Source organism: Streptomyces sp. NPDC087844 (genome assembly GCF_044742785.1).
GTDB lineage: Bacteria > Actinomycetota > Actinomycetes > Streptomycetales > Streptomycetaceae > Streptomyces.
In genome coordinates this window covers 242,190-265,918 of the sequence record NZ_JBIUVD010000009.1, presented here as the reverse complement: position 1 = coordinate 265,918, position 23,729 = coordinate 242,190, and the positions used below count along the sequence as shown (strand labels likewise).

Below are 23,729 nucleotides of genomic sequence, written 5' to 3'. Positions count from 1 at the left end.
ACGGACCAACTGGCCAGTGGCCGTATCGCCGCGTGCGTCAGGTGCTGCCCTCGGTGGCCGCTCCGAAGCCATCGTCCGGGGCGGCGGGCGCCGGAGGTATGCACTCGTGTGCGCTGGTCCAGATGCCGGCTGACTCCAGGAGTGGTTCAGGCGTGCCCTCGGTGTGGAAAGTGAAGGTGACTCCGATCGGATCGGTCCTCAAGGTTGTCTGGCCCGGAGGTTGATTGAGGGTGACCGGTCGCCAACGGCACCCGGCCGCTTCGAGCGCCGAGGTCATCTGCCGGTGGGTCAGGGGACCCGGATGGGAGTCGATCGCTCCCGATCGGGGGTGCGGGAGACCGATCGTGTCGCGCCAGGTCTGGACGCAGATCGAGGTGACGAGGCGGCAGCGGCAGACGCAGAGTTCGACGTCGCCGTACGAGAACAGATGCGGCCAGCGGCGTCGTTTGCTGACGCGGCCGATGTCCCAGGGCGGCCCCAGCTTCGCCGCGATGTCATTGAGGGACACGTGGCAACGCAGCGGGCCGACGGCTCCGGTCGAACCGAATGCGGCAAGGGCGTGGGGTGGGGTCACGCGGTGGAGCATGCCAGCGGTTCCGCTGGAGCGCTCCTTATATCTCGGGCCTCATGTCCAGGTGCTCAGGAGTGTGGCCGCCCGCACGCTCTGACGCACGGGCGTGTGATGGCGAATTCCGTCCCTCAGCTCATGAAACCGCCGCCCTACGTTACGCGTATCAGTGCACTTCCCTCGACGGAAGGGACGGCCATGAGTGATGCGCTGAAAGACCCCATCCACGCCTTCGGTCAGCTGCCGCGGGGGGCGGTGATCTGGAACTCGGATCGCTATGACTCACCACGAAGGGCAGCTGGGTCGACCTGCCCGGGGCCGTGATCCCCGCCCAGGTCGGACAGGGCACCCCGAGCCTCGGCGGCCTGTTCGTGGCCACCTTCACGGCCGAGACGCTGATCGGTGGGCAGCCCGGCGCGGCAGTTTCTGATCACCGGACGTGCCGTCACCTCACGTGTGCACTTTACGAGTTCATCACAATCCGCAGGGTGACGTTCTTGCGGTTGCCGATCGTACGCAGCCGTCTTGACCTGGGGTTCGGCCGGTTTCCACCCGTTTTTGGTCGGCAAGGTCACTGCGGTCCGCTGACGCGCCCTCAGCAATGGCCCGCTCGACGACGGTTCCGCCCTGGCTTGTCAAGCTGGTTCGGGCCGACGTGTGGTCACGGTGAACGTCGCACGAAGATCCACGCACAAGATCTTGTTATCTAATCCGCCGCAGCGGCGCACGGCGCGTCGCTGTGTGGTCGCAGGAGTTGCAATGAGGAAGACCAGGGGCGGAACCTTCCGCCCGACAGGGACGAGACCCTCGTCCCTGACTCTGAGACGGACAGCGCTCGGCGTGGCCGCAATGCTGGCCGCCGAGGCGGCGCTGATATCACTGGGGTCAGGGGCGGCGTTCGCCGTCGGCTCCGGAATCGCTGGGGCGACGGCCGCGTCGGACACCGGCAAGTCGGCCGCTTCGTCGGCGGACTCGGTGTCGGCGGCGTTGCTGATGGCACGCCTGCAGGACCGGAAGATCGAGGCGCTGTCCGAGCGGACCAGCGATTCGACGACATACGCACTGCCCTCGGGGGAGCTGCAGACGGCGGTCTACGCGGGGCCGATCCGGCAGAAGGTGGACGGCGCCTGGCATGACATCGACACCACGCTGTCGGACACCGGCTCCTCCTTCGAACCCGAGGTGGCCGCCGCCGACATCGCCGTGTCCGACGGTGGGGACACGGCACTGGCAAGCGTGGCCGAGGGAGAGAAGTCGTTCGGGCTCGGCTGGGAGTCGAAGCTGCCCGCACCGACGGTGAAGAACGACACCGCCTCCTACGCGCTCGGCGACGGACAGACTCTGACGGTCACCGCGCTGGCGCAGGGCTTTTCACAGAACCTGCTGCTGGAGAAGGCGCCCATCAACGGCACCTCCTACCGGCTGCCGTTGAGCCTGGACGGGCTGAAGCTCTCCGAATCCCCTTCCGGGCACCTGCTTCTCAAGGACGGCGACGGCGACCTGGTGGCCGAGGCTCCGGCGCCGATGATGTGGGATTCCTCGACACACGCGGTCTCGGGTGAGTCGAAGCACCAGGCGGCAGTGGACACGAAGGTCGAGACGGCCGGCGACGGCTCCCAGACCCTGGTCCTCACGCCCGGCGCGGACTACTTCGAGCAGGATCTGAGCTACCCGGTCACCGTCGACCCGACGTCGACTCTCGCAGTGACCACCGACACCTGGGTCGCGACCAACTACCCAGACTCGCAAGTCTCCTCGGCCGAGCTGAAGTCGGGCACGTACGACGGGGGGACCACGGTCGCCCACTCGTACCTGAAGTTCGATGTGGCGGCCTTCAAGGGCAAGCACATCACCGACACCAACCTGGCGCTGTACTCGTACTACTCCTCGACGTGCTCCACGTCGGGCGCGGGCACGCAGGTCCGGCGGGTCACAGGCACCTGGTCGTCATCCGACATCACCTGGGCGGCCCAGCCCGCGACCACCGCGACCGGCGCGGTCACCAGCACCGCCGCGCTGGGATACTCCGACGCGTGTGCGGCGGGCACGGTCAACTTCGACATCGACGCCATCGTGCAGGCATGGGCGGACGGTTCCGCCAACTACGGTCTGCGGGTGGCAGGCGCGGACGAGACCGACTCGCTGACCTGGCGCCGGTGGCGTTCAGCCAACTACGTGTCAGGGGACGGCTCCACCGAGCCCCACCTGACGGTCACCTACAACTCGTATCCGGCGGTTCCGGCCTCGGGCGCGATCGCGCCGTCCCAGGTGAACGCCTACAGCGGCAAGCGGTACGTGACGTCGCTGACCCCGAGTCTGTCGGCGAAGGTCACCGACGCGGACGGGTCGAAGACCAAGGCCCAGTTCGAGATCACGCCGGATCCCGCCTACGCGGACACCACGTACGCGTACACGGCCTCCTCCGCGTCGGTGGCCTCCGGTGCCACGGCCGCGCTGGCCATACCCTCCGCGTCCGCGTTCCCGGCAGGCACCCATCTGCGCTACCGGGCGCGCGCCTATGACGGCACCGACTACGGGACGTGGACCGGCTACACCACGTTCGTGCTGAACACCGGGCTGCCCGCTGCCCCCACCGTCAGCTGCGACACCTACGCGCAGAACGGCTGGACGGCCAAGGCCGGTGCGGCGGTCTCCTGCACCCTGGACACTTCCTCCACCGACGGCGCGGGTTACTGGTGGGGTCTGGACGACAAGGCGGTGCCCGCCAAGAAGCTGGACACCACCAACGGCACCGGCGGTGACGCGCTGACCGTCTCGATCGACCCTGCCAACGGCTGGCACACCCTGTACGCACGCACCATCGACTCCGGCGGCAACCTGTCGACCGCCACCACCGCCTACTCCTTCGGAGTCGGTGCGGACGGTGCGGCCATCACTTCTCCCGCCGACGGGGCCGACACCGCCCGCCGCCTCACCCTCGCGGCCCGGGGACTCACCTCGTACACGGGGGTGACCTGGCAGTACCGGCGCGGCGAGACCGATGGATGGCACAACGTTCCGGTGGGTGACGTGACCGCTTCAGGCGCCGCGGTCTCTTCCTGGCCGGTGCAGGTCACCGACGGCATTGCCAGCAAGCTGGTGTGGAACACCGTCTCCACGCTCGCCGAGGACGGCGTGATCGAACTGCGGGCCGCATTCACCGACGGCACCACCACCGGCCACTCCCAGACGGTCGGGACCACCCTGGACCGGGACGCGGGCTCGGCGCCGGCGGCGGCGGTCGGCCCCGGCACGGTGAATCAGCTCACCGGCGACTACGAACTGTCCGCGACCGACGCCTCCGCGTTCGACGCGTCCTTGGAGCGCACCTACTCGTCGCGTGCCAACGACACCGACGACGAGGGCCAGGCAGCGATCTTCGGGCCCGGCTGGATCTCCGCCGTGACCGGTGAGGCGAGCGACTACACACAGATCCGCAAGACCTCCGGTACTTCGGTGGAACTGCTCAGCGGTGACGGCAGTTCGGTCGCTTTCACTCTCAACACCGACGGCAGCTGGGCGCCCGAGACCGGGGCCGAGTCCTTGATTTTGACCGGTACGGCCGACGGGGCGAAGTTCACCCTGGCCGACACCGATGCCACATCCACGGTGTTCACCAAGGCTGCCGACGCCGCGACGACGTGGACGGTGTCCTCCTCGGCCACCGCCGTGAACGACTCCACGCTGACCACCGTCTCGGAGACCGTCACGGTCGACGGCAAGATCCTCGCGCGCCCCAGATACGTGATCTCTCCGACCGGCGCGGTCACGGCGACCGCCTGCCAGGCCGATCCGTCCACGAAGGGCTGTCGGGTCATGGAGTTCGTCTACGCGGACTCCACCACCGCCACCAGCAGCGCACTCGGCACGTACAAGGACCAGGTCGCCTCGATCAGACTGTGGGCCACCGATCCCGGCGCTGCCAGGTCCACCGCCGAAGCCGTCGTCTCCTATGCGTACGGAGCCTCCGGCAACCTGCGCCAGGTATGGGATCCGAGGATCAGCCCCGCCCTCAGGACGGAGTACACCTACGACGCCGACGGCCGGGTCGCCACCCTCACCAAGCCCGGTGAACTGCCCTGGACCCTCACCTACGGCAAAGCCGGCTCGGCGTTGACCGCCGGCGCGGGCATGCTGCTGAAAGCGACCCGGCCGGTGCTGGCCGAAGGCTCCGCCGACACCACCTCGGGCACTGCCGCCACCACGGTCGTCTATGACGTCCCGCTGTCCGGTACCACCGCCCCCCAGCAGATGGACACCGCCACCGTTGCCACGTGGGCGCAGGAGGAGGCACCCACGGACGCCACCGCCATCCTCCCGGCAGACAGCGCTCCCGCCTCCAGTGACGGCGGCGACCTCACGGCTGCCGCCTACGACCGCGCCACGGTGACCTATGTCGACGCCAACGGGGAAGAGACCAACACGGCAACCCCCGGCGGTTCGATCACGACCACCGAGTACGACGAGTACGGCAACCTCACCGCCGAACTCGGCGCGGGCAATCGCGCGCTGGCGCTCGGCACATCCTCGGGCGCGGCGGACAGACTGTCCGCTCTCGGCTTGAGTGACCTGTCCACGGCTGATCGCGCCCGGCAGCTCGCCAGGGTCTCCACCTACTCGGCCGACGGCCGGCACCTCACCGACGAATACGGGCCCCTCCACGAGATCACCCTCGCCAGGGCCGCATCATCAAAACCGCCGTCACCGGCGGCACCGGCGCGGTAACTCCCGCCACCACGATCGCCTACGACGAGGCCAACGGACAGACCGCCACCCAGACCTCGAACGGCCAAACGATCACGTACGCCTACGACGCACTGGGCCGTCCGACCCGTTACGACGACGGCGCGGGCAATACCACCCTCACCGCGTACGACAACCTGGACCGCGTGGTGAAGGCCACCGACTCGGCGCCCTCCACCAAGACCTACATCTACGGCACGGCGGGCAACGTCAAGACCCTGACGGACTCGGTCGCGGGCACAGTCACCGGAACCTACGACACCGACGGCAACCTGACCGCCGAAACCCTGCCCGGTGGCTACACCCTGACCCGCACAACCGACACCACCGGCCGGGAGACCAGCCGCGAGTACGCCGCTTCGGACGGCACCACCGTGCTTGCCGACACCGCCGGATACACAGTGCACAACCAGCAGGCCGGACACACCCAGACGGACGGCTCCACCACCCGGTCCGACTACACCTACGACCAAGCCGGCCGCCTCACCCAGGCCGCCGACACCACCACCGGGGGCTGCGCCACCCGTGCCTACACCTTCGACGCCAGCAGCAACCGCGCGACGCTCAAGACCAGTTCGGACGACTGTGACACCAGCACCGACGACACGACCGCAGCCACCACGTCCTACGCCTACGACAGTGCCGATCGGCTGGTGAACACCGGCTACGCGTACGACGCGTTCGGCCGCACCACGGTCAGCGGCAACACCGCCCTGGCCTACTACACCAACGACCTGGTCGCCTCGGAGGCCGTGGGCACCAGCCGCAACACCTGGACCCTCGATGCCGCAGGGCGCCTCGCCGTCCGCAGTGCCCAGACCCAGACCGACGGCATCTGGAACACCGACACCACTACGACCAACCACTACGGCAACGCCTCGGACAGCCCCGCCTGGACCAGGACCGGTGACACCATCAGCCGCAACGTCACCGATCTCACCGGGTCCCTGACCGTCACCACGGCCGGCAGTGGCATCGTCCTGCAACTCGCCAACATCCATGGCGACATCGTCGTCCAGCGTCCTGTCGACACCACCGTGGCCGTCACGGTCCAGCACTACGACGAATACGGCAACGCGACCGACACGACCGCCGCCACCGCCTACGGCGCGCTCGGCAGTCACCAGAGGTTCAGCGGCACACTCAGTGGCCTGACCCTCATGGGCGTCCGGCTCTACGAGGCCACGACGGGTCGCTTTCTCAGCACCGACCCGGTGTACGGCGGGAACGACAACCCCTACGTGTATCCGGCCGACCCCGTCAACAAGTACGACCTGGACGGCCGAAAGGTCATCAAGAAGTACAACAAGAACCGCTTCTCCTGCGGCTACACGAGTTGCACGCTGAAGCTCAGCAGGAAGCGCACCAATGACCTCATCGACCTGATCGAAGGCGGAAAGAAAGTCGCCACCATCGCCGCTGCCATCGGCGCTTGGATCGCCAATGTCGGTGCCGCCGCAGTCGTCGCCATCGTTGCGATAGTGGTTGCGGCAGGCGACTTCTACCAATGGTATCTGGCTCAGTTGCTGAAGAGATATCCGAGGAGGGGAACGAAGGTCGTCAAGCCCTACTTCGGGGTGCCTCCCTACGCCTGGCACCAGTAGCCGCGGCGGCACCGCAGCACCTCAAGGTCCCAAAGAACGGCACACAGAGGAGTCATTGCTTTGAAGCGGGACAGCGGCCGAATCGCCAGGGATGTAAAGAAAGTTCTTTCCACCGCGACAGGAAAGGTCGCGTTCGCGCTCATGTCCTTCGCGCTGCTGCTCTTCCTTTCCGGAGTGGTGTGGTCGCTCGTCACGGACAACGAGCAGGATCTCGACCTGGCCACCGGGCTGCGACGGGCCGGCGCACTCGTGGGAGCGATCGGCTTCTACTTCGCGGTGCAGCATCACAGAAGCGTCCCGAAGCGGAAGGACCAAAGGGATTCGTAGCGGCGTTCGGCATGGTGGCCCGGCTCCGGCCGGGCCACCATGCCGAACGCGCCTTCCTGCCGAGGAGCGGGCTACTCCGCGGCGACCGTCTCCACCTCGTAGAAGCAGAAGTGGTCCTTGATCTCGGCCACCTCCGGCTTCGGGTCCGGGTATGCCCAGACCAGGTCCGGGGTGTCCGGCAGTGACCAGTAGGACGCGTCTCCCTTGAAGGGGCAGTGGGTGGAGGTGTCCGACGCGGTCAGCAGGTCCACGTGGACGTCCTCCGGGGGGAGGTAGTAGCGCGGCGGGAGGCCCGTCTCGCGCAGTACCAGCGGGCGTGCGCTGTCGGCGAGCACCTGCCCGTTGTGGACCGCCCGGACGTGCTCGGTGCCCTGCTCGACGGTGATGCGATGGCCCTTGGTCACGGTTCGACTCCTCGGTAGAGGTCGCGCGGCGGGGGCGGACGTATGGCCCTGTCCGTACAGCGCCGGGCGCCGTCGCGTTCTTCCAGGAAGAAGACCGACTGGTTCATCGACATCGTGACCCTCGCGGGCAAGGCCGCGATGGTGGCCAGCGCCATCGCGGGGCTCTTCCCCGGTGTCGGCTGGGGCACAGCCGTCCTTATCGCGGCAGCCACCTTCGCTGTGTCGGACTTCATTACCTCGTACCTCGGCTACCTGCTGAAGCACTACCCCAGGCCAGGCACGAAGATCGTCAAACCACACATCGGGCCCGTCTATGCCTGGCACCAATAGGATGCGCGCCCTCAAAAAACCCACGGAGTGAACATGCGGAGAAGACCCATCCTTGCTTCGCGGTCAGGCAGGCTGGCTCTCGTCTGCCTGCTGGTAGGCGCAGCCCTCTTGTTCTGGGGCCTGTATCAGGCATTTCCTATGCTGCGCGAATTCCAGGAGAACGGCGGAAGGGAACTGGACGCGGGCACCCTCCTTCTCTTCCTGTCCCTCGCGTTGGCACACAAGCACTACTGGCGATGCGAACGTCGGGAGACCGATGACCCGCAGGACAGCTGAGCCCGGATCCACAGGCATCAGCCGGTGGATCCGGGCTCAGTTGGTATCCAAAGAGAGGTACGAAAATCGTGAAGTATTACGTTGCAGGGATACCGGCGTATGCCTGGCATCAATAAACCTCCGCAAGGAGAGCGGGTTCGTCGGTCGCTGTTCAGGTCTCTTTACCCGTCGACCCTCGGGAAATGGTCCCTGCTCTTCGGGACGGCTGGCGTGTGCCTCTTGATCGTCGGAATTGCTTGGATGCTGCTCTCCTCGGGGCAGGAGGCTGTGGGTCGGAAAATTCTCTACATCCCTCCCGCCCTAGAGGTGATAGCAATAGTTCTGGCGTATCTTCATTTTCGGCGATACGGGAGACTCGGTCAGCGGGAGTGAGGCTTGAAGTAAGATCCCAGTCGTGGGCGTCCGTCTCTGTGAGCCCACGAACGGCCGCTTCCTGAGAGCTGACCTGCAGTCATCAGGACTCGATGCAGTCAAGCGGGGAAAGAACTCTTCCCCGCTTGACTGCATGTCGTACGAAATAAAGAGGAGCCAGTGTCCTGAAGCGCGACAATGGGCGAATTGGTAAGAACGTAGAGGGCATGCCTTCCACGGGAACAGGAAAGGCTGCATTCGCGCTGCATATCTTTCACGCTGTTGCTCTATATGTCCGGAGTGACGTGCGGTCTCTTCGCGGCGAATGACAAGAGTTATGACCTGGACATTGGGCTCCAATTCGCGGTGCAGCATTACGGGGAGCATCCAGAAGCGCAAGGATCAGACGAACTCGTAACGGCACCCTGCCGAGCAGTCCGGTTGGACTGAGTGGGACGTGACTACAGGTCGAGAACCGCTCGAAGGGCCTGGCTCACTCGGTCCAAGGTCGCCGGATCGACGACGCCGTGCAGCTTCGCCTCCTCGAAGCGGGTGGTTCTCAACTGCTGGATGTTGACCGCCACCGCGGTGCAGGGCAACGGTTCCTCGATCGCCACGGACATCGCGGTGTCCGGGAACCGGCCAGCGGGATGCAGCACGATCACGAGTACCGCGCCGTACGCCCCTTCCAGCCCGTCGAGCGAGATGACCAGCACGCTACGCCCATCATCGAGCGTCCAGATCTCTCCGCGTTTCACAGGACGTCCCCGTCGCCGCACAGGTCGTCGCCGAATCCGAGCGCCGCGAGCTGCTGAGCGGCGTCGATGACCGACTGCCGTCGGACCGCCCGCACGATGTACGCGTTGAGCGAGAGTCCCGCGGCGCCGGCTGCGGCTTTTATTGAAGGGTCGAGCTCATCCGGGATACGGAGCGTCATAACGGACATGCCACCACGTTAGCATCGTGACGTGGTGGCATGTTCTGGTGTCACACTCCGGTGTCGACGAGCGAGGTCATCCCGCGGAGACGGTCTCCACCTCGTAGAAGCAGAAGTGGTCCCTGATCTCCGCGACCTCCGGCTTCGGGTCCGGGTATGCCCAGACCAGGTCCGGGGCGTCCGGGAGCGACCAGTAGGACGCGTCTCCCTTGAACGGGCAGTGGGTGGAGGTGTCCGACGGGGTCAGCAGGTCCACGTGGACGTCCTCCGGCGGGAGGTAGTAGCGGGGCGGGAGGCCCGTCTCGCGCAGTACCAGCGGGCGTGTGCTGTCGGCGAGTACCTTGCCGTCGTGGACCGCCCGGACGCGCTCGGTGCCCTGCTCGACGGTGATGCGATGGCCCTTGGTCACGGTTCGACTCCTCGGTAGAGGTCGCGCGGAGGTGGCGGACGTATGGCCGTGTTCGGCTGCGTTCGGCCACGTTCTCGATGAGTACAGCGTCCGGCGCCGCCGCGTTCTTCCCTCCCGGCACGCCGAGGCCGCCCCGTAAATTGAGCGCATGAACATCTGTGTCTTCCTCTCCGCCGCCGAGCTCGACGAGCGCTACACCCGGCCCGCCCGCGAGTTCGCCGAACTGCTCGGCAAGGGCGGGCACACGCTCGTGTGGGGCGGTTCCGACGTCGGACTCATGAAGGTTGTCGCCGACGGTGTGCAGGAGGCGGGCGGGCGGCTCGTGGGTGTCTCCGTGGAGTTCCTGTCGGCGAGGGCGCGGCCGGGCGCCGACGAGATGATCGTCGCGCGGGACCTCGCGGAGCGGAAGGCCCTGCTCCTGAAGCATGCCGACGCCGTCGTCATCATGGTCGGCGGTACGGGCACCCTCGACGAGGCCACCGAGATCCTGGAACTGAAGAAGCACGGGCACACCGACAAACCGGTCGTCCTGCTCAACACCGCCGGCTTCTACGACGGGCTGAAGGAGCAGTTCCTGCGCATGGAGGCCGAGGGCTTCCTGCCCGTGCCGCTCACCGATCTGGTGTTCTTCGCGGAGGAGGCCGTGGGAGCGCTCGCCTACCTGGAGGAGAGCCGCGGCACGCGGTGAGCACGCGTGCTGCGAGCATGGCGGGCATGGCTACTCATGTGATCACCGGAGCCGGCTCCGGCATCGGCGCGGCCGTCGCCCGCCGCCTCCACGCGCGCGGGGACGACCTCGTGCTGCACGCGCGCGACGCGGGCCGCGCGAAGGAGCTGGCGGCCGAGTTCCCCGGCGCCCGGACCCTCGTCGGCGACCTCGCGGACCCGGACCGGCTGTCCTGGGCGTTCTCCCACCAGACGCTGCCCGACCGGGTGGACTCGCTCCTGCACATCGCGGGCGTCATCGACCTCGGCAGGGTCGGCGACCTCACCCCGAAGACCTGGCGCCATCAGCTCGACGTCAACCTCATCTCGCCCGCCGAGCTGACCCGCCACTTCCTGCCCCAACTGCGGCTCGCGCACGGGCATGTCGTCTTCGTCAACTCCGGTTCCGGGCTCAACGCGTACGCCGACTGGTCCGCGTACGCCGCCTCCAAGCACGGGCTGAAGGCCCTCGCCGACTCGCTGCGGCACGAGGAGCACGGCAACGGGGTCAGGGTCACCTCCGTCTATCCGGGGCGCACCGCCAGCGCCATGCAGGCCAAGGTCCACCAGCAGGAGGGCAAGGAGTACGACCCCTCGAAGTGGATCGACCCCGAGTCCGTCGCGACGACCATCGTCATGGCACTCGACCTGCCGAAGGACGCCGAGGTCAACGACCTGACGGTACGACCGGGACGCTGACCGAGGCCGAGGCCGAAGCCGAGGCCGAGACCGCGCGCTCGCTTCCGCGAACCCCGGACCCGGACCCGGACCCGGACCCGGACCCGGACCCGGACCCGGACCCGGACCCGGACCCGGACCCGGACCCGGACCCGGACCCGAGCCCGAGCCCGGGCCCCGGACCCGCACGCCCCCTCCCGTGGGCCCCGCGCCCCCGCCGGTTCCGTAGGCTGCCCGAGTGAGCGAAAACAGCGAGTTCAGGCCCGGCCCCGCCACCGGCATCGGGTCGATGCCGGGCGGGGACGCCCGGGAGACCGCCAAGAGCGTGGCCGGGACCTTCGAGGGCCCGGAGACGGGCATGCCGTACCTGGCGGAACTGCCCGCCCGCGGCCCCGGCGCGGACATGATCGGCCGCACCGCCGGAATGCTTTCCGAGCTCTACGCGCGCGTGGAGCCCAGCGGCTGGCGGCTGGGGGACCGGCCGGGCCGCGACACCAAGCGGGCCAGGTCCTGGCTCGGCGAGGACCTCGACGCCCTGGAGGAGTTCACGCAGGGCTACGAAGGGCCGTTGAAGGTGCAGGCCGTCGGCCCCTGGACGCTCGCGGCGGCCCTGGAGCTGCACAACGGCGAGGTCGCGCTCTCCGACCCCGGAGCCTGCCGGGACCTCGCCGGATCGCTCGCAGAGGGCCTGCGCGAGCACCTCGCCGACGTACGCCGCCGTATCCCCGGCGCCGAGATCGTCCTGCAGCTCGACGAGCCCTCGCTCATCAACGTACTGCGCGGCCACGTGCGGTCCGCGAGCGGCTACCGCACCCACCGGGCCGTCGACCGGCAGCTCGTCGAGGCGACACTGCGGGACGTGATCGGCGTGCAGGACGGCGGCCCCTCCGTCGTGCACTCGTGCGCCCCCGACGTGCCGTTCGCGCTGCTGCGACGGGCCGGAGCGACCGGCGTCTCCTTCGACTTCGCGCTCCTCACCGAGCGTGACGACGACGTCATCGGGGAAGCGGTGGAAGCGGGGACCCGGCTCTTCGCCGGTGTCGTGGCGGGCACGGACGGTCCGTTGTCAGACCCTGCCGGTAGCGTCATGGGTGTCAGGACGCTGTGGCGCAGGCTGGGGCTGAGTCCGGGGCTTCTCACGGACGCGGTCACGCTCACCCCGTCGTGCGGACTCGCGGGCGCCTCCCCCGAGTACGCGCGCGAGGCCCTCGCCCACTGCGTCCGGGCGGCGAGATCCCTCGCGGACAACCCAGAGTAACGGGAGGACGACACGGTGGCCGGCGACAAGGACGCACAGACCGCCTCGACCGAGGCCGAAGCCAGGGTCGGGGCCGCGGCTGCGGGGCCCGCGCCCAGCGAGGCACGGGAGAAGCACGCGCAGCTCGCCGAGCAGATCGAGGAGCACCGCTTCCGGTACTACGTGAAGGACGCGCCGGTCGTCAGCGACGCGGACTTCGACAAGCTCCTGCGCTCCCTGGAGGCCCTGGAGGACGAGTATCCCGAGCTGCGCACCCCGGACTCGCCGACCCAGAAGGTCGCGGGGGCGTACGCGACGGAGTTCACGGCCGTCCAGCACGCCGAGCGCATGCTCTCCCTGGACAACGCCTTCGACGACGAGGAGCTGGCCGCCTGGGCGGACCGCGTCGCCAAGGAGGTCGGCACGTCCGCGTACCACTTCCTGTGCGAGCTGAAGGTCGACGGCCTCGCGGTCAACCTCACGTACGAGCACGGGCGGCTCACGCGCGCGGCGACCCGCGGCGACGGCCGTACGGGCGAGGACATCACGCCCAACGTCCGTACGATCGCGGAGATCCCCGACCGCCTCCGGGGCGAGCGCATCCCCGACCTCGTGGAGATCCGCGGCGAGGTCTACTTCCCGATGGAGAAGTTCGAGGAGCTCAACGCCCGCCTGGTGGAGGCCGGCGACAAGCCCTTCGCCAACCCGCGCAACGCGGCGGCGGGTTCACTGCGCCAGAAGGACCCCCGCGTCACGGCCACCCGCCCGCTGCACATGGTGGTGCACGGCATCGGCGCGCGCGAGGGCTTCGACATCGACTGCCTCTCGCACGCGTACGAGCTGCTGCGCGAGTGGGGCCTGCCGACGACCCGCTACGGCAAGGTCGTCGAAGACCTCGACGGCGTCCGGGAGTTCATCGCCTTCTACGGAGAGAACCGCCACTCCGTGGAGCACGAGATCGACGGTGTCGTCGTCAAGCTCGACGAGATCCCCCTCCAGGGCCGCCTCGGCTCGACCTCCCGCGCCCCGCGCTGGGCGATCGCGTGGAAGTACGCGCCGGAGGAGGTCAACACCAAGCTGGTCAACATCCGGGTCGGCGTGGGCCGTACCGGTCGCGTCACCCCGTACGCGCAGGTGGAGCCCGTCACGGTGGCCGGTTCCGAGGTCGAGTTCGCGACCCTGCACAACCAGGACGTGGTCAAGGCCAAGGGCGTCCTCATCGGCGACACGGTGGTGCTGCGCAAGGCCGGTGACGTCATCCCGGAGATCCTCGGACCGGTCGTCGACCTGCGCGACGGCAGCGAGCGCGAGTTCGTGATGCCCGCCGAGTGCCCCGAGTGCGGCACACCGCTGGCACCGGCCAAGGAGGGGGACATCGACCTGCGCTGCCCGAACGGCCGCACCTGCCCCGCCCAGCTGCGCGAGCGGCTCTTCTACCTGGGCGGCCGCAAGTCCCTGGACATCGAGAACTTCGGTTACGTGGCCGCCGCCGCGCTCACCAAGCCGCTGGAGCCCTCGCAGCCGCCCCTGGGGGACGAGGGCGACCTCTTCGACCTCACCATCGAGCAACTGCTGCCCATCAGGGCGTACGTCCTGGACCAGGACAGCGGACTGCCCAAGCGGGACCCGGAGACCGGCGAGGAGAAGATCGCCACGGTCTTCGCCAACCAGGAGGGCGCGCCCAGGAAGAACGCCCTCGCGATGCTGGAGAACATCGCCGCGGCCAAGGAGCGTCCGCTGGCCCGCATCCTCACCGGCCTGTCCATCCGGCACGTGGGTCCCGTCGCGGCCGAGGCGCTGGCCCGCGAGTTCCGGTCCATCGACCGGATCCAGGAGGCCACGGAGGAGGAGCTGAAGGCGGTGGACGGTGTCGGAGGCATCGTCGCGGCCTCGCTCAAGGAATGGTTCACGGTGGACTGGCACCAGGAGATCCTCCGCAAGTGGAAGGCCGCCGGCGTCCGCATGGAAGAGGAGGGCTCCGGCGAGGACGAGGGACCCCGCCCCCTCGCGGGACTGACCCTCGTGGTCACCGGCACTCTGGAACGTCACACACGCGACGGAGCGAAAGAGGCGCTACAGAGCCGTGGGGCGAAAGTGACCGGTTCTGTTTCGAAGAAGACGTCTTTCGTTGTCGTAGGTGACAATCCTGGATCGAAGTACGACAAGGCCATGCAGCTCAAAGTGCCGGTCCTGAACGAGGACGGTTTCGCCGTTCTGCTCGAACAAGGACCGGAGGCAGCGGCGGAAGCGGCACTTCCGATCGAGGGCTAGCGGTTGAAGACCACCCGTTCGGCGCATACCAGATGCAGAGGGGCGGCCGTGTCGCATTCGGGCAACCGTAGACGACCGCTGCCCTTGGGAGCCTTCTGCGGCCTACTGTTGAGGTCTGCGCCTGCCGTGCCCAGCTGCGGTTGGCGCACCCCCTTGCTCCTCAGGAGTCGGGGGAAGGGTTTTTCAGACGCGGAGCCGTTGAGGGACTGATCGTGCGTCGGGCCGCGTGGCGTGGGAACCGCCGGCCGTGAGAGGGACGGGAATGGAACCGACCGAGAGCGCCGCCCCGGACTCACGGCTGCGCCCACGCTGGATGACCGGCGTGCGGCGATGGGGGCACCCCTTGCTGGAGCGAAGCCGGGAGTTCGGGGCGGGCCTCGGTGTCACCAGGCCCACGGACCGATCCGGCGTGCCGGGGTACGCCACGGGACAGCACGCCGGCACGGACGGGCACGGCTCGGGCCGGTTCACCGCCGCCCCGGGCTCACACTCCCAGCCGACCGGCCAGGAGGCCGACCGGCAGCCGACCTGGCCCGCGCTGCCCCCGGCGGTCGTCGTGGCCGCCGGGCTCGTGCTGGGCACGGGTTTCTACCGCGCCTTCACCGGCCGGCACGCGCTCTTCCCGTCCGGCGCGGCCGGCTGGGCGCTGGCCGTCCTGGTCGGCGTCATCGTCGGCCACCTGGTCGCGCTCGGCCGGTCCCGCTGGTGGGGCGGCACGGGCTCCGGAGCGGCCCTCACCCTCGCCGTCCTGCTGCTGTACGGCTGGGTGCCGGCCGGAATGGTCAGCCTCACCGTCGTCGTGCTCGTCGGCATAGCCCGACGGCACCGCTGGCGCCAGGGCATCCTGCACGGCGCGGTGGACATCCTCGGCCTCGGCGCCGGGGCGCTGGTGCTGGCCGCGTTCGGCCGGGTGCCGTCCGTCGAGGCGCCCTGGAAACCGGAGACCTGGACCGTTTTCACCGTGCCTCAGGTGGTGTTGGCGGCCGGGGCGTATCTCGTCGTGAGCCGCGCGCTGCTCTGGTACCTCAACGCGCCACGCCCGCCCGGACTGCCGACCGTCGCCCGCACGGCCCTGGCCAGACAAGGGCTGGTCGCCGTCGCGCTGCTCGGTATCGCCCCGCTGATCTGTGTCGTCGCCATCGCCCTCCCCGCGCTCCTGCCGCTCTTCGCCGTGCCCCTCATCGCTCTCGACTCCACGCTCTGGATAGCGCGGGCGCGGGCCGAGGAGCAACTGCGTGATCCCCTCACGGGACTGCCCAACCGGCAGTGGCTGCTCGAACGGACCTGGCGGGCGCTGGACGACGCCGAACGAATCGGTGCGCGTTCCGCTCTGCTGCTGATCGACCTGGACCGCTTCAGGTCCGTCAATGACACCCTCGGGCATCTCGCCGGGGACCGGCTGCTGTTGCAGATAGCGGACCGGCTGCGGGTCGCTCTGCCGCGCGGGGCGGAGGCCGCGCGGCTGGGCGGGGACGAGTTCGCCGTGCTGCTGCCCGTCGCCGACTCGACGACCTCGGCGACGCGGGTCGCCCGCGGCCTCGTGACCGCGCTCGGATCGCCGCTCGACCTCGACGGGCTGACGCTCGTCCTTGAGGCCAGCGCCGGACTCGCCGTCTTCCCCGACCACGCGCTGGACGCGGAGGGGCTGCTGCGGCGGGCGGACGTCGCGATGTACCAGGCGAAGCGGGACCGTACGGGGGTGGAGGTCTACGAGTCCAAGCGGGACTCCAACACCCCCGACCGGCTCGGGCTGCTGGGGGATCTGCGGCGGGCACTCGACGCGGGGGACGTCGAGCTGCACTACCAGCCGAAGGTGCGCTTCGACGGGCAGGTCGCCGGCCTTGAGGCGCTCGTACGGTGGGTGCATCCCGAGCGCGGGAAGGTGCCGCCGGACGAGTTCATAGCCATCGCCGAGTCGTCCGGTCTGATGCCGTATCTGACCGAGTACGTACTGGAGGCGGCGCTCGCCCAAGTGGCGCGCTGGCGTGCCCAGGGGCTCCGGGTACCGGTCGCCGTGAACGTGTCGCCCCGGGACGTGCACACCGCCGGCTTCGCGGGATCGGTGGCCGCGCGGCTCGCCCGGCACGGGGTCCCCGCGGGGGCGCTGCAGCTGGAGATAACGGAACACGTTCTGCTGGAGGACCCGCAGCGGGCCGCGGACACCCTCGCCGCGCTGACCGCGCACGGCGTGAAGATGTCCCTCGACGACTTCGGGACGGGGTACTCGTCGCTCGTGCATCTGCGGCGGCTGCCGGTGAGCGAGCTGAAGATCGACCGCTCGTTCGTCGCGCGGCTCGCGGTGGACACGGAGGACGCGGAGATCGTGCGCTGCACGGTCGATCTCGCGCACTCGCTCGGGCTGCTCGTCGTCGCGGAGGGCGTCGAGGACGACGAGACGTGGGAGCGGTTGCGGGATCTCGGGTGTGACGCGGTTCAGGGATGGCTGGTGGCCGCGGCGATGCCTCCGGAGGAGGCCACGGCGTGGTTGCTGGCGCGGGGGTCCCGGGGGTGGCAGCGGCCGAAGGCGGCGTTGCCTGCGGCGGCCGGGGACGAGTGAAGATCTTCTCCCACCCGCACCGCCCGTGACGGGCGGTGCGGGTGGGCGTTTTCCGTGGGGGGTCACCCGCCGTCGGCGCCCGCCCGTCCGTCGTCCGGCGCGTAAATCTCCTCGCGGGGAAACCGATGCACGGGGATCTCCTCGCGCCCCATAGGATTGGGCCACACCACACGCACTCACCCCTGAGGATCGCCGCATGCCTGGCATCACGCGCGAGGAGGTCGCCCACCTCGCCCGACTGGCGCGTCTGGAGCTGAAGGGCGAAGAGCTCGACCACTTCGCCGGTCAGCTCGACGACATCATCGGCGCGGTCGCCCGCGTCAGCGAGGTCGCCGACCAAGACGTACCGCCGACCTCCCACCCGCTGCCGCTGACGAACGTCATGCGCGCGGACGAGGTCCGTCCGTCGCTCACCCCCGAGCAGGCGCTCTCCGGCGCCCCGGCCCAGGAGCAGCAGCGTTTCAAGGTGCCGCAGATCCTGGGGGAGGACTAATCACCATGACGGACAGCAACGTCGACATCATCAAGCTCACCGCCGCGGAGATCGCCTCCCGGATCGCCTCCGGCGAACTCACCGCCGTCGAGGTCACCGAGGCGCACCTCGCGCGCATCGGCGCCGTCGACGAGAAGGTGCACGCCTTCCTGCACGTCGACCGGGAAGGGGCGCTCGCCCAGGCCCGCGCGGTCGACGAGAAGCGGGCGCGGGGCGAGAAGCTCGGCCCGCTGGCAGGCGTACCTCTCGCCCTCAAGGACATCTTCACCACCAAGGGGATCCCGACCACCGTCGGTTCCAAGATGCTGGAGGGCTGGATCCCGCCCTACGACGCCACGGTCACCGCGCGGCTCAAGGCGGCCGACGTCGTCATCCTCGGCAAGACCAACATGGACGAGTTCGCCATGGGGTCCTCCACCGAGAACAGCGCGTACGGACCGACCGGCAACCCGTGGGACCTGTCGCGCATCCCCGGCGGTTCCGGCGGCGGTTCGTCCGCGGCCCTCGCCTCCTACCAGGCGCCCCTCGCCATCGGCACGGACACCGGCGGCTCCATCCGCCAGCCCGCCTCCGTCACCGGCACGGTCGGCGTGAAGCCGACGTACGGCGGGGTGTCGCGGTACGGCATGGTGGCCTTCAGCAGCAGCCTCGACCAGGGCGGGCCCTGCGCCCGTACGGTCCTGGACGCGGCCCTGCTGCACGAGGTCATCGCCGGACACGACCCGCTCGACTCGACCTCCATCGACGAGCCGGTCCCGGCCGTCGTCGAGGCGGCCCGCAACGGCAGCGTGGACGGCATGCGCGTCGGCGTCGTCAAGCAGTTCCGCGGCGAGGGCTACCAGGCCGGTGTCGTGCAGCGCTTCGACGAGTCGGTCGCGCTCCTCAAGGAACTGGGCGCCGAGATCGTCGAGCTGGACTGCCCGTCCTTCGACCTGGCCCTGTCGGCGTACTACCTCATCGCCCCGTCCGAGTGTTCGAGCAACCTCGCCCGGTTCGACGGTCTGCGCTACGGCCTGCGCATCGGTGACGACGGCACGCACTCCGCCGAGGAGGTCACCGCCCTCACCCGCGAGGCGGGCTTCGGCGACGAGGTCAAGCGCCGCATCATGCTCGGCACGTACGCGCTCAGCTCCGGCTACTACGACGCGTACTACGGCAGTGCCCAGAAGGTCCGTACGCTCATCACGCGGGACTTCGAGAAGGCGTTCGAGCAGGTCGACGTGATCGTCTCGCCGACCACCCCGACCACCGCCTTCCCGATCGGCGAGCGCGCCGACGACCCGATGGCGATGTACCTCGCGGACCTGTGCACCATCCCGACCAACCTCGCGGGCAACGCCGCGATGTCGCTGCCCTGCGGCCTCGCACCCGAGGACAACCTGCCCGTCGGCCTCCAGATCATCGCGCCGGCCCTCAAGGACGACCGCCTGTACAAGGTGGGAGCCGCCGTCGAGGCCGCGTTCGTGGAACGCTGGGGTCACCCGTTGATCGAGGAGGCTCCGTCGCTGTGACCGCCATGGCCAAGAAGGCAAAGAACTTCAAGAAGTCGAAGACCGGTCTGTACGTGTCGCTCGGCAGTACCGCGTTCGGCGCGATCAGCGTCGCCAAGCAGATCAAGCTGGCCCGCAGTGACGGGGACACGCTGAGGCTGATCGACGCGACCGTGTCCGCCGCCGCCATCGTCACCGGCCTCGCCATCCTCTACCGGGAGCTCAAGCGCCTGGGCGACGAAGACGTCCTGCTGGGCTGAGGGGAAAGTTTCACAGTGACTGTCACGACTGACCTGGTGTCGTACGAGGACGCGCTGGCGTCGTACGACCCCGTCATGGGCCTCGAAGTCCATGTCGAACTCGGCACCAAGACCAAGATGTTCTGCGGCTGTTCCACCGAGCTGGGCGCCGAGCCCAACTCGCAGGCCTGCCCGACCTGTCTGGGCATGCCCGGCGCGCTGCCGGTCGTCAACGCGATCGGCGTCGAGTCCGCGATCAAGATCGGCCTCGCGCTGCACTGCGAGATCGCCGAGTGGTGCCGCTTCGCCCGGAAGAACTACTTCTATCCGGACATGCCGAAGAACTTCCAGACCTCCCAGTACGACGAGCCGATCGCCTTCAACGGCTACCTCGACGTCCAGCTGGAGGACGGCGAGGTCTTCCGCGTGCAGATCGAGCGCGCCCACATGGAGGAGGACACCGGCAAGTCGCTGCACGTCGGTGGCGCGACGGGCCGTATCCACGGCGCCTCGCACTCGCTGCTCGACTACAACCGCGCCGGCATCCCGCTCATCGAGATCGTCACCAAGCCGATCGAGGGCGCCGGCGAGCGTGCCCCCGAGGTCGCCAAGGCGTACGTCGCCGAGCTGCGCGAACTCATCAAGGCGCTCGGTGTCTCCGAGGCCCGTATGGAGCAGGGCCAGATGCGCTGCGACGTGAACCTGTCGCTGCGCCCGCACGGCCGGGAGAAGTTCGGCACGCGGAGCGAGACGAAGAACGTCAACTCGCTGCGTTCCGTGGAGCGTGCGGCCCGGTTCGAGATCCAGCGGCACGCGGCCGTACTCAACGACGGCGGCACGATCATCCAGGAGACCCGCCACTTCCACGAGGACACGGGCTCCACGACCTCGGGCCGGGTGAAGGAGGAGGCGGAGGACTACCGCTACTTCCCCGAGCCGGACCTCGTGCCGGTCGCCCCGTCCCGTGAGTGGGTCGAGGAGCTGCGCGCGGGTCTGCCCGAGCAGCCGCTGGCCCGCCGCAACCGGCTGCGCGAGGAGTGGGGGGTCAACGCCCACGACATGCAGTCGATGCTCAACGCCGGGGCCATCGACCTCATCGTCGCCACCATCGGGGCGGGCGCCGACGCGGCCTCCGCCCGCAAGTGGTGGATGGGGGAGCTGGCGCGCGCGGCCAACGAGTCCGGGGTGTCCCTGGACGGGCTGGCCATCACGCCCGAGCAGGTCGCCCGGGTGGCCGCGCTGGTCAGCGACGGTTCGCTCAACGACAAGCTGGCCCGTCAGGTCATCGACGGGGTCGTCAAGGGTGAGGGCACGCCGGACGAGGTCGTCGACAAGCGCGGTCTGAAGGTCGTCTCGGACGAGGGTGCGTTGACGGCCGCGGTCGATGAGGCCATCGCTGGGAACCCCGGTGTCGCGGACAAGATCCGTGGGGGGAAGGTCGCGGCGGTCGGTGCGCTGGTGGGTGCCGTCATGAAGGCCACGCGTGGGCAGGCCGACGCGGCGCGGGTCAAGGAGCTGATCCTTACGAAGCTGGGTGTCGAGGGCTAGCCCTCGGGCTCCCTCGCTGTCCTGCTCCCTTGTCCGGAGGGGCGTTGCACCTGGGTGGTGCGGCGCCCCTCCGGCGTTCCGCCGCCCGGGCCGTTCCCCGCGCGCCCGGAGGCAGCGCTACGGCGCTGGTCGGCGTCGGCACCGCGTACGCGGGAATCGTGCTGCCCGGACACGTGATGACCGTCGCCGACTTCGCGCCCATGCCCGGCCGGCTCGACCGGCGCCTGCCGCGGCTCGGTGTCGAACCGCCGGAAATCCGTACCGCCGGTCCGGGGCGTCGTGCGACGATCCCGGGGCGCGCGGTGACGCGTTCATGGGTGCGGTGGGCGCGGCGGGTGCAGTGGACGCACCGGCGGACGCACCGGCGGACGCACCGGCGGACGTACCCGTGGCGGTACTCGTGAAGGAGCGGCAGCAGGATGTACGCGATATCCCTGGGTGACGACGGCGGCGAACTGCGGCCTCTGGAGCCGTGGCACGCGGACGAGTTCCTGGCTCATCTCGACCGCGGACGCGAGTTCGTCCAGCAGTACATCTCCTTCGGCTCACGGGCCACGGATGTCGACTCCGCGCGCGAACTGCTCCAGTCGTTCGCCGACAAGAAGGCCGCCGACACGGGCGGTCTGCACGGGGTGTGGCTGGACGGACAGCTGGTCGGCGGTGTGCTCTTCCGCGTCTTCGACGCCGAGCACGGGGTCTGCGAGGTCGGCTGCTGGCTGGAGCCCGCGGCGTCGGGCCGCGGCCTGATCACGCGCGCGATCCGCGTCCTCATCGACTGGGCGGTCGACGAGCGCGGCATCCACCGCGTCGAGTGGCACGCGGCCGTCGCCAACGAGCCCAGCCTGAACGTGGCACGACGGCTCGGCATGAGCCGTGAGGGCGTCCTGCGCGAAAATTGGCCCCACCGGGGCGTGCGACAGGACACGGAGGTGTGGTCGGTCCTCGCCGGGGAGTGGCGGACCGCACGCGCGGCTGCCACTGCCACTGCCACTGCCTCTGCCACTGCCACTGCGGCTGCGGCTGCGGCTGCGGCTGAACAAGGCGATCCGCCGAGCCGCGCGTGAGGATTCCGGGATCTTAAAGAAATTCTCAGACAGCGTCCGTACGGTGCGAAGCATGGGAACCAAGACAGAGAACGAGGCCGGAATCGAGACCGGCACCGAGGCACAGCGCGACGACGAGGCAGTGAAGCTCGGCAAGGGTGACGAGAAGGGCACCGGCGGTACCGTCGGCGCGGTCGGAGAGGTCGAGGCCGCCGACGGCCGGACCGACTCCGAGAGCCTGGACGAGGACGACTTCGAGGGTGCGGGCGACGGCGAGGACGAGCAGGTCGCAGCCGCGGCGGGAGCCGGTTCCGGTGTGGCCATGGGCGCCGCCGCGATCGTCTCCGCCGGACTGGGCATCGTCTCGCTGACCGGCAGCTGGATCGGCACCATCGCGCAGGCGCGCGACTCGCTGTACGGCCAGCTGGAGACCGCGCAGGGCTCGCCCGTCGCCACCCAGATCAAGCAGGTGTACGCCGACTCCTGGAACGCCAACGCCCTGGTCGCCGGCTTCTTCGCGCTGGCCGCGCTGATCGTCGGTGTCGTGGTGCTGGTGAGGCCGGCGTTCGGCAACCCGGACCGGATCCCCGCCCAGTCCCCGTGGGTCAAGTCCGTCGCCTGGGCGGGTGTCTCGCTCGGCGTCATCGGCCTGCTGCTGGCCGCGCTCAAGTACTCCGACATCCTCCTCGGCATGCCGACCACGAGCAGCTGACCGACCGCGCGTCCTGAGGGGCCTTAGTCCCGACGCGAGCCACTTACGGCGGGACTAAGGCCCCTCGTGCGTCCAAGATGCGGAACTCTCCCGATGTGCCGCACCCCCCTTGGAGACGAAGGTTGAGGCATCGCGAACGAGCGAAGCCGACAGTGACCTCTCACCGGTCGCCCTCCGCCGTTCACTCTTCCCGAGGGGTACAGGATGTTCGAGTACGAGCTCCAGCAGATCCGTTCCGCGGAAATGATCCGCGCCGCCGACAACTACCGCATGGCCCGTGAGGCCGCCCGCACCCGCCGTGCCGCCCGGCGCGAGGCCGCGCGATCCGGTCACGACGACAGCGAAGGGCGGGTGAACGGCCACCGCTCCCGCAGGCCCCGGTTCGCACGCGCCGCATGAGTGCCGGCGCGTCGCAGGGCGGCCGCACGGGGGTCGGCCGCCCTGCACGGACCGAGGGCACGGCGACCGCCTCCCCGGTCACGACCGCGTCCTCGCCGCCCACGCCTCCGGCGACCGCCACCTCGGCGACCACGGGCCCGTCCACCACCGCGGACGGGCCCGCGACGGCGGACGGCCACTGGACGAGCGGGCCCGGGGCTGCGAGCGGGCCCAGGGCAAGCAGGCCCGGGGCTGCGGGTTCGCTGCAGGCAGGTAAGCCCGAGGTGGGGGGCGGGCCCCGGGCAGGCGGGCCCGAGGCTGTGCGCGGACCCAGGACGAGCGTGTCCGGGGTCGGGGGCGGGTTCCGGGCGAGCGGCCGAGCGGTCGTGGACGGGCCCCGAGGAGGCGTGTCCGGGGTCGGGGGCGGGT

Annotated in this window: 23 protein-coding genes and 1 pseudogene; 19 read left to right on the top strand and 5 right to left on the bottom strand. The window is 69.4% G+C overall.

The annotated features are described in order from the left end of the window. Nucleotides 1-37 precede the first annotated feature (37 nt). A complete protein-coding gene (locus ACIOKD_RS20175; protein WP_402085553.1) occupies nucleotides 38-574 on the bottom strand; it encodes a hypothetical protein in 537 nt (178 codons plus the stop codon). 843 nt (nucleotides 575-1,417) lie between these two features. Between ACIOKD_RS20175 and ACIOKD_RS20170 the strand changes: the two genes are divergently transcribed. The 4 genes and pseudogenes from ACIOKD_RS20170 (at nucleotide 1,418) to ACIOKD_RS20155 (ending at nucleotide 7,242) form a co-directional block, all read left to right on the top strand. Further along, complete coding sequence (locus ACIOKD_RS20170; protein WP_402085719.1) at nucleotides 1,418-5,293, top strand: DNRLRE domain-containing protein; 3,876 nt, start codon at nucleotides 1,418-1,420, stop codon at nucleotides 5,291-5,293. After that, a pseudogene (locus ACIOKD_RS20165) lies at nucleotides 5,215-5,433 on the top strand (RHS repeat domain-containing protein); the annotation flags it as partial. The gene ACIOKD_RS20170 and the pseudogene ACIOKD_RS20165, both read left to right, overlap by 79 nt. 24 nt (nucleotides 5,434-5,457) lie before the next feature. After that, nucleotides 5,458-6,915 carry an RHS repeat-associated core domain-containing protein gene (locus tag ACIOKD_RS20160; RefSeq protein ID WP_402085551.1) on the top strand — a complete coding sequence of 486 codons (1,458 nt, stop codon included), beginning with the start codon at nucleotides 5,458-5,460 and terminating at the stop codon, nucleotides 6,913-6,915. A 60-nt stretch (nucleotides 6,916-6,975) separates the two neighbouring features. Then, the gene (locus ACIOKD_RS20155; RefSeq protein WP_402085549.1) at nucleotides 6,976-7,242 is read left to right on the top strand and encodes a hypothetical protein; all 267 of its coding nucleotides are present in this window, start codon (nucleotides 6,976-6,978) and stop codon (nucleotides 7,240-7,242) included. Between the two features lie 71 nt (nucleotides 7,243-7,313). On the opposite strand, the gene ACIOKD_RS20150 is transcribed toward ACIOKD_RS20155, so the two are convergent. Beyond that, nucleotides 7,314-7,646: a DUF427 domain-containing protein gene (locus ACIOKD_RS20150; protein WP_402085545.1), complete on the bottom strand. Its 333-nt coding sequence runs from the start codon at nucleotides 7,644-7,646 to the stop codon at nucleotides 7,314-7,316. Between the two features lie 42 nt (nucleotides 7,647-7,688). Here ACIOKD_RS20150 and ACIOKD_RS20145 point away from each other — a divergent pair, with 42 nt between their 5' ends. Both ACIOKD_RS20145 and ACIOKD_RS20140 read left to right on the top strand, forming a co-directional pair. Continuing rightward, a complete protein-coding gene (locus tag ACIOKD_RS20145) occupies nucleotides 7,689-7,976 on the top strand; it encodes a hypothetical protein (RefSeq protein WP_402085542.1) in 288 nt (95 codons plus the stop codon). 138 nt (nucleotides 7,977-8,114) lie between these two features. Continuing rightward, nucleotides 8,115-8,252 carry a hypothetical protein gene (locus ACIOKD_RS20140; RefSeq protein ID WP_402085540.1) on the top strand — a complete coding sequence of 46 codons (138 nt, stop codon included), beginning with the start codon at nucleotides 8,115-8,117 and terminating at the stop codon, nucleotides 8,250-8,252. Nucleotides 8,253-9,064: 812 nt separating this feature from the next. Here ACIOKD_RS20140 and ACIOKD_RS20135 read toward each other — a convergent pair. From ACIOKD_RS20135 to ACIOKD_RS20125, 3 genes are all read right to left on the bottom strand, one after another. Continuing rightward, a complete protein-coding gene (locus tag ACIOKD_RS20135) occupies nucleotides 9,065-9,361 on the bottom strand; it encodes a type II toxin-antitoxin system PemK/MazF family toxin (protein ID WP_402085537.1) in 297 nt (98 codons plus the stop codon). Continuing rightward, a complete protein-coding gene (locus tag ACIOKD_RS20130; RefSeq protein WP_402085535.1) occupies nucleotides 9,358-9,549 on the bottom strand; it encodes a toxin-antitoxin system HicB family antitoxin in 192 nt (63 codons plus the stop codon). Before ACIOKD_RS20130 ends, ACIOKD_RS20135 begins: the two co-directional genes overlap by 4 nt. A gap of 67 nt (nucleotides 9,550-9,616) precedes the next feature. Beyond that, nucleotides 9,617-9,949, bottom strand: coding sequence for a DUF427 domain-containing protein (locus ACIOKD_RS20125; protein ID WP_402085531.1), 333 nt, complete (start codon nucleotides 9,947-9,949; stop codon nucleotides 9,617-9,619). A 148-nt stretch (nucleotides 9,950-10,097) separates the two neighbouring features. On the opposite strand from ACIOKD_RS20125, the gene ACIOKD_RS20120 reads away from it, so the two are divergent. The 13 genes from ACIOKD_RS20120 to ACIOKD_RS20060 all read left to right on the top strand — a co-directional run bounded on the left by ACIOKD_RS20120 (nucleotide 10,098) and on the right by ACIOKD_RS20060 (nucleotide 23,321). Further along, the gene (locus ACIOKD_RS20120) at nucleotides 10,098-10,637 is read left to right on the top strand and encodes a TIGR00730 family Rossman fold protein (protein ID WP_402085528.1); all 540 of its coding nucleotides are present in this window, start codon (nucleotides 10,098-10,100) and stop codon (nucleotides 10,635-10,637) included. 17 nt (nucleotides 10,638-10,654) lie between these two features. Continuing rightward, on the top strand, nucleotides 10,655-11,353 hold the full coding sequence (locus ACIOKD_RS20115) for an SDR family oxidoreductase (protein ID WP_402085716.1): 699 nt from the start codon (nucleotides 10,655-10,657) through the stop codon (nucleotides 11,351-11,353). A 217-nt stretch (nucleotides 11,354-11,570) separates the two neighbouring features. Continuing rightward, on the top strand, nucleotides 11,571-12,590 hold the full coding sequence (locus ACIOKD_RS20110) for a methionine synthase (protein WP_402085526.1): 1,020 nt from the start codon (nucleotides 11,571-11,573) through the stop codon (nucleotides 12,588-12,590). A gap of 15 nt (nucleotides 12,591-12,605) precedes the next feature. Further along, nucleotides 12,606-14,840, top strand: a complete 2,235-nt coding sequence (gene ligA, locus ACIOKD_RS20105) for an NAD-dependent DNA ligase LigA (protein ID WP_402085523.1) — start codon at nucleotides 12,606-12,608, stop codon at nucleotides 14,838-14,840. A gap of 262 nt (nucleotides 14,841-15,102) precedes the next feature. Beyond that, nucleotides 15,103-17,397 carry a putative bifunctional diguanylate cyclase/phosphodiesterase gene (locus ACIOKD_RS20100; protein WP_402085521.1) on the top strand — a complete coding sequence of 765 codons (2,295 nt, stop codon included), beginning with the start codon at nucleotides 15,103-15,105 and terminating at the stop codon, nucleotides 17,395-17,397. A gap of 196 nt (nucleotides 17,398-17,593) precedes the next feature. After that, nucleotides 17,594-17,890: an Asp-tRNA(Asn)/Glu-tRNA(Gln) amidotransferase subunit GatC gene (gene gatC / locus ACIOKD_RS20095; RefSeq protein WP_015036350.1), complete on the top strand. Its 297-nt coding sequence runs from the start codon at nucleotides 17,594-17,596 to the stop codon at nucleotides 17,888-17,890. A gap of 5 nt (nucleotides 17,891-17,895) precedes the next feature. Then, the gene (gatA, locus tag ACIOKD_RS20090) at nucleotides 17,896-19,401 is read left to right on the top strand and encodes an Asp-tRNA(Asn)/Glu-tRNA(Gln) amidotransferase subunit GatA (RefSeq protein ID WP_402085518.1); all 1,506 of its coding nucleotides are present in this window, start codon (nucleotides 17,896-17,898) and stop codon (nucleotides 19,399-19,401) included. Between the two features lie 5 nt (nucleotides 19,402-19,406). Continuing rightward, nucleotides 19,407-19,640, top strand: coding sequence for a hypothetical protein (locus ACIOKD_RS20085; protein ID WP_189776246.1), 234 nt, complete (start codon nucleotides 19,407-19,409; stop codon nucleotides 19,638-19,640). A 15-nt stretch (nucleotides 19,641-19,655) separates the two neighbouring features. Next, nucleotides 19,656-21,167 (top strand): Asp-tRNA(Asn)/Glu-tRNA(Gln) amidotransferase subunit GatB, encoded by a 1,512-nt coding sequence (gatB, locus tag ACIOKD_RS20080; RefSeq protein WP_402085515.1) that lies wholly within the window; start codon nucleotides 19,656-19,658, stop codon nucleotides 21,165-21,167. Between the two features lie 44 nt (nucleotides 21,168-21,211). Then, nucleotides 21,212-21,571 carry a hypothetical protein gene (locus ACIOKD_RS20075; protein WP_402085730.1) on the top strand — a complete coding sequence of 120 codons (360 nt, stop codon included), beginning with the start codon at nucleotides 21,212-21,214 and terminating at the stop codon, nucleotides 21,569-21,571. A gap of 15 nt (nucleotides 21,572-21,586) precedes the next feature. After that, the gene (locus ACIOKD_RS20070) at nucleotides 21,587-22,231 is read left to right on the top strand and encodes a GNAT family N-acetyltransferase (protein WP_402085514.1); all 645 of its coding nucleotides are present in this window, start codon (nucleotides 21,587-21,589) and stop codon (nucleotides 22,229-22,231) included. 52 nt (nucleotides 22,232-22,283) lie between these two features. Further along, the gene (locus ACIOKD_RS20065) at nucleotides 22,284-22,922 is read left to right on the top strand and encodes a hypothetical protein (RefSeq protein ID WP_402085511.1); all 639 of its coding nucleotides are present in this window, start codon (nucleotides 22,284-22,286) and stop codon (nucleotides 22,920-22,922) included. A 204-nt stretch (nucleotides 22,923-23,126) separates the two neighbouring features. Further along, nucleotides 23,127-23,321, top strand: coding sequence for a hypothetical protein (locus ACIOKD_RS20060; protein WP_402085509.1), 195 nt, complete (start codon nucleotides 23,127-23,129; stop codon nucleotides 23,319-23,321). Nucleotides 23,322-23,729: the final 408 nt, after the last annotated feature.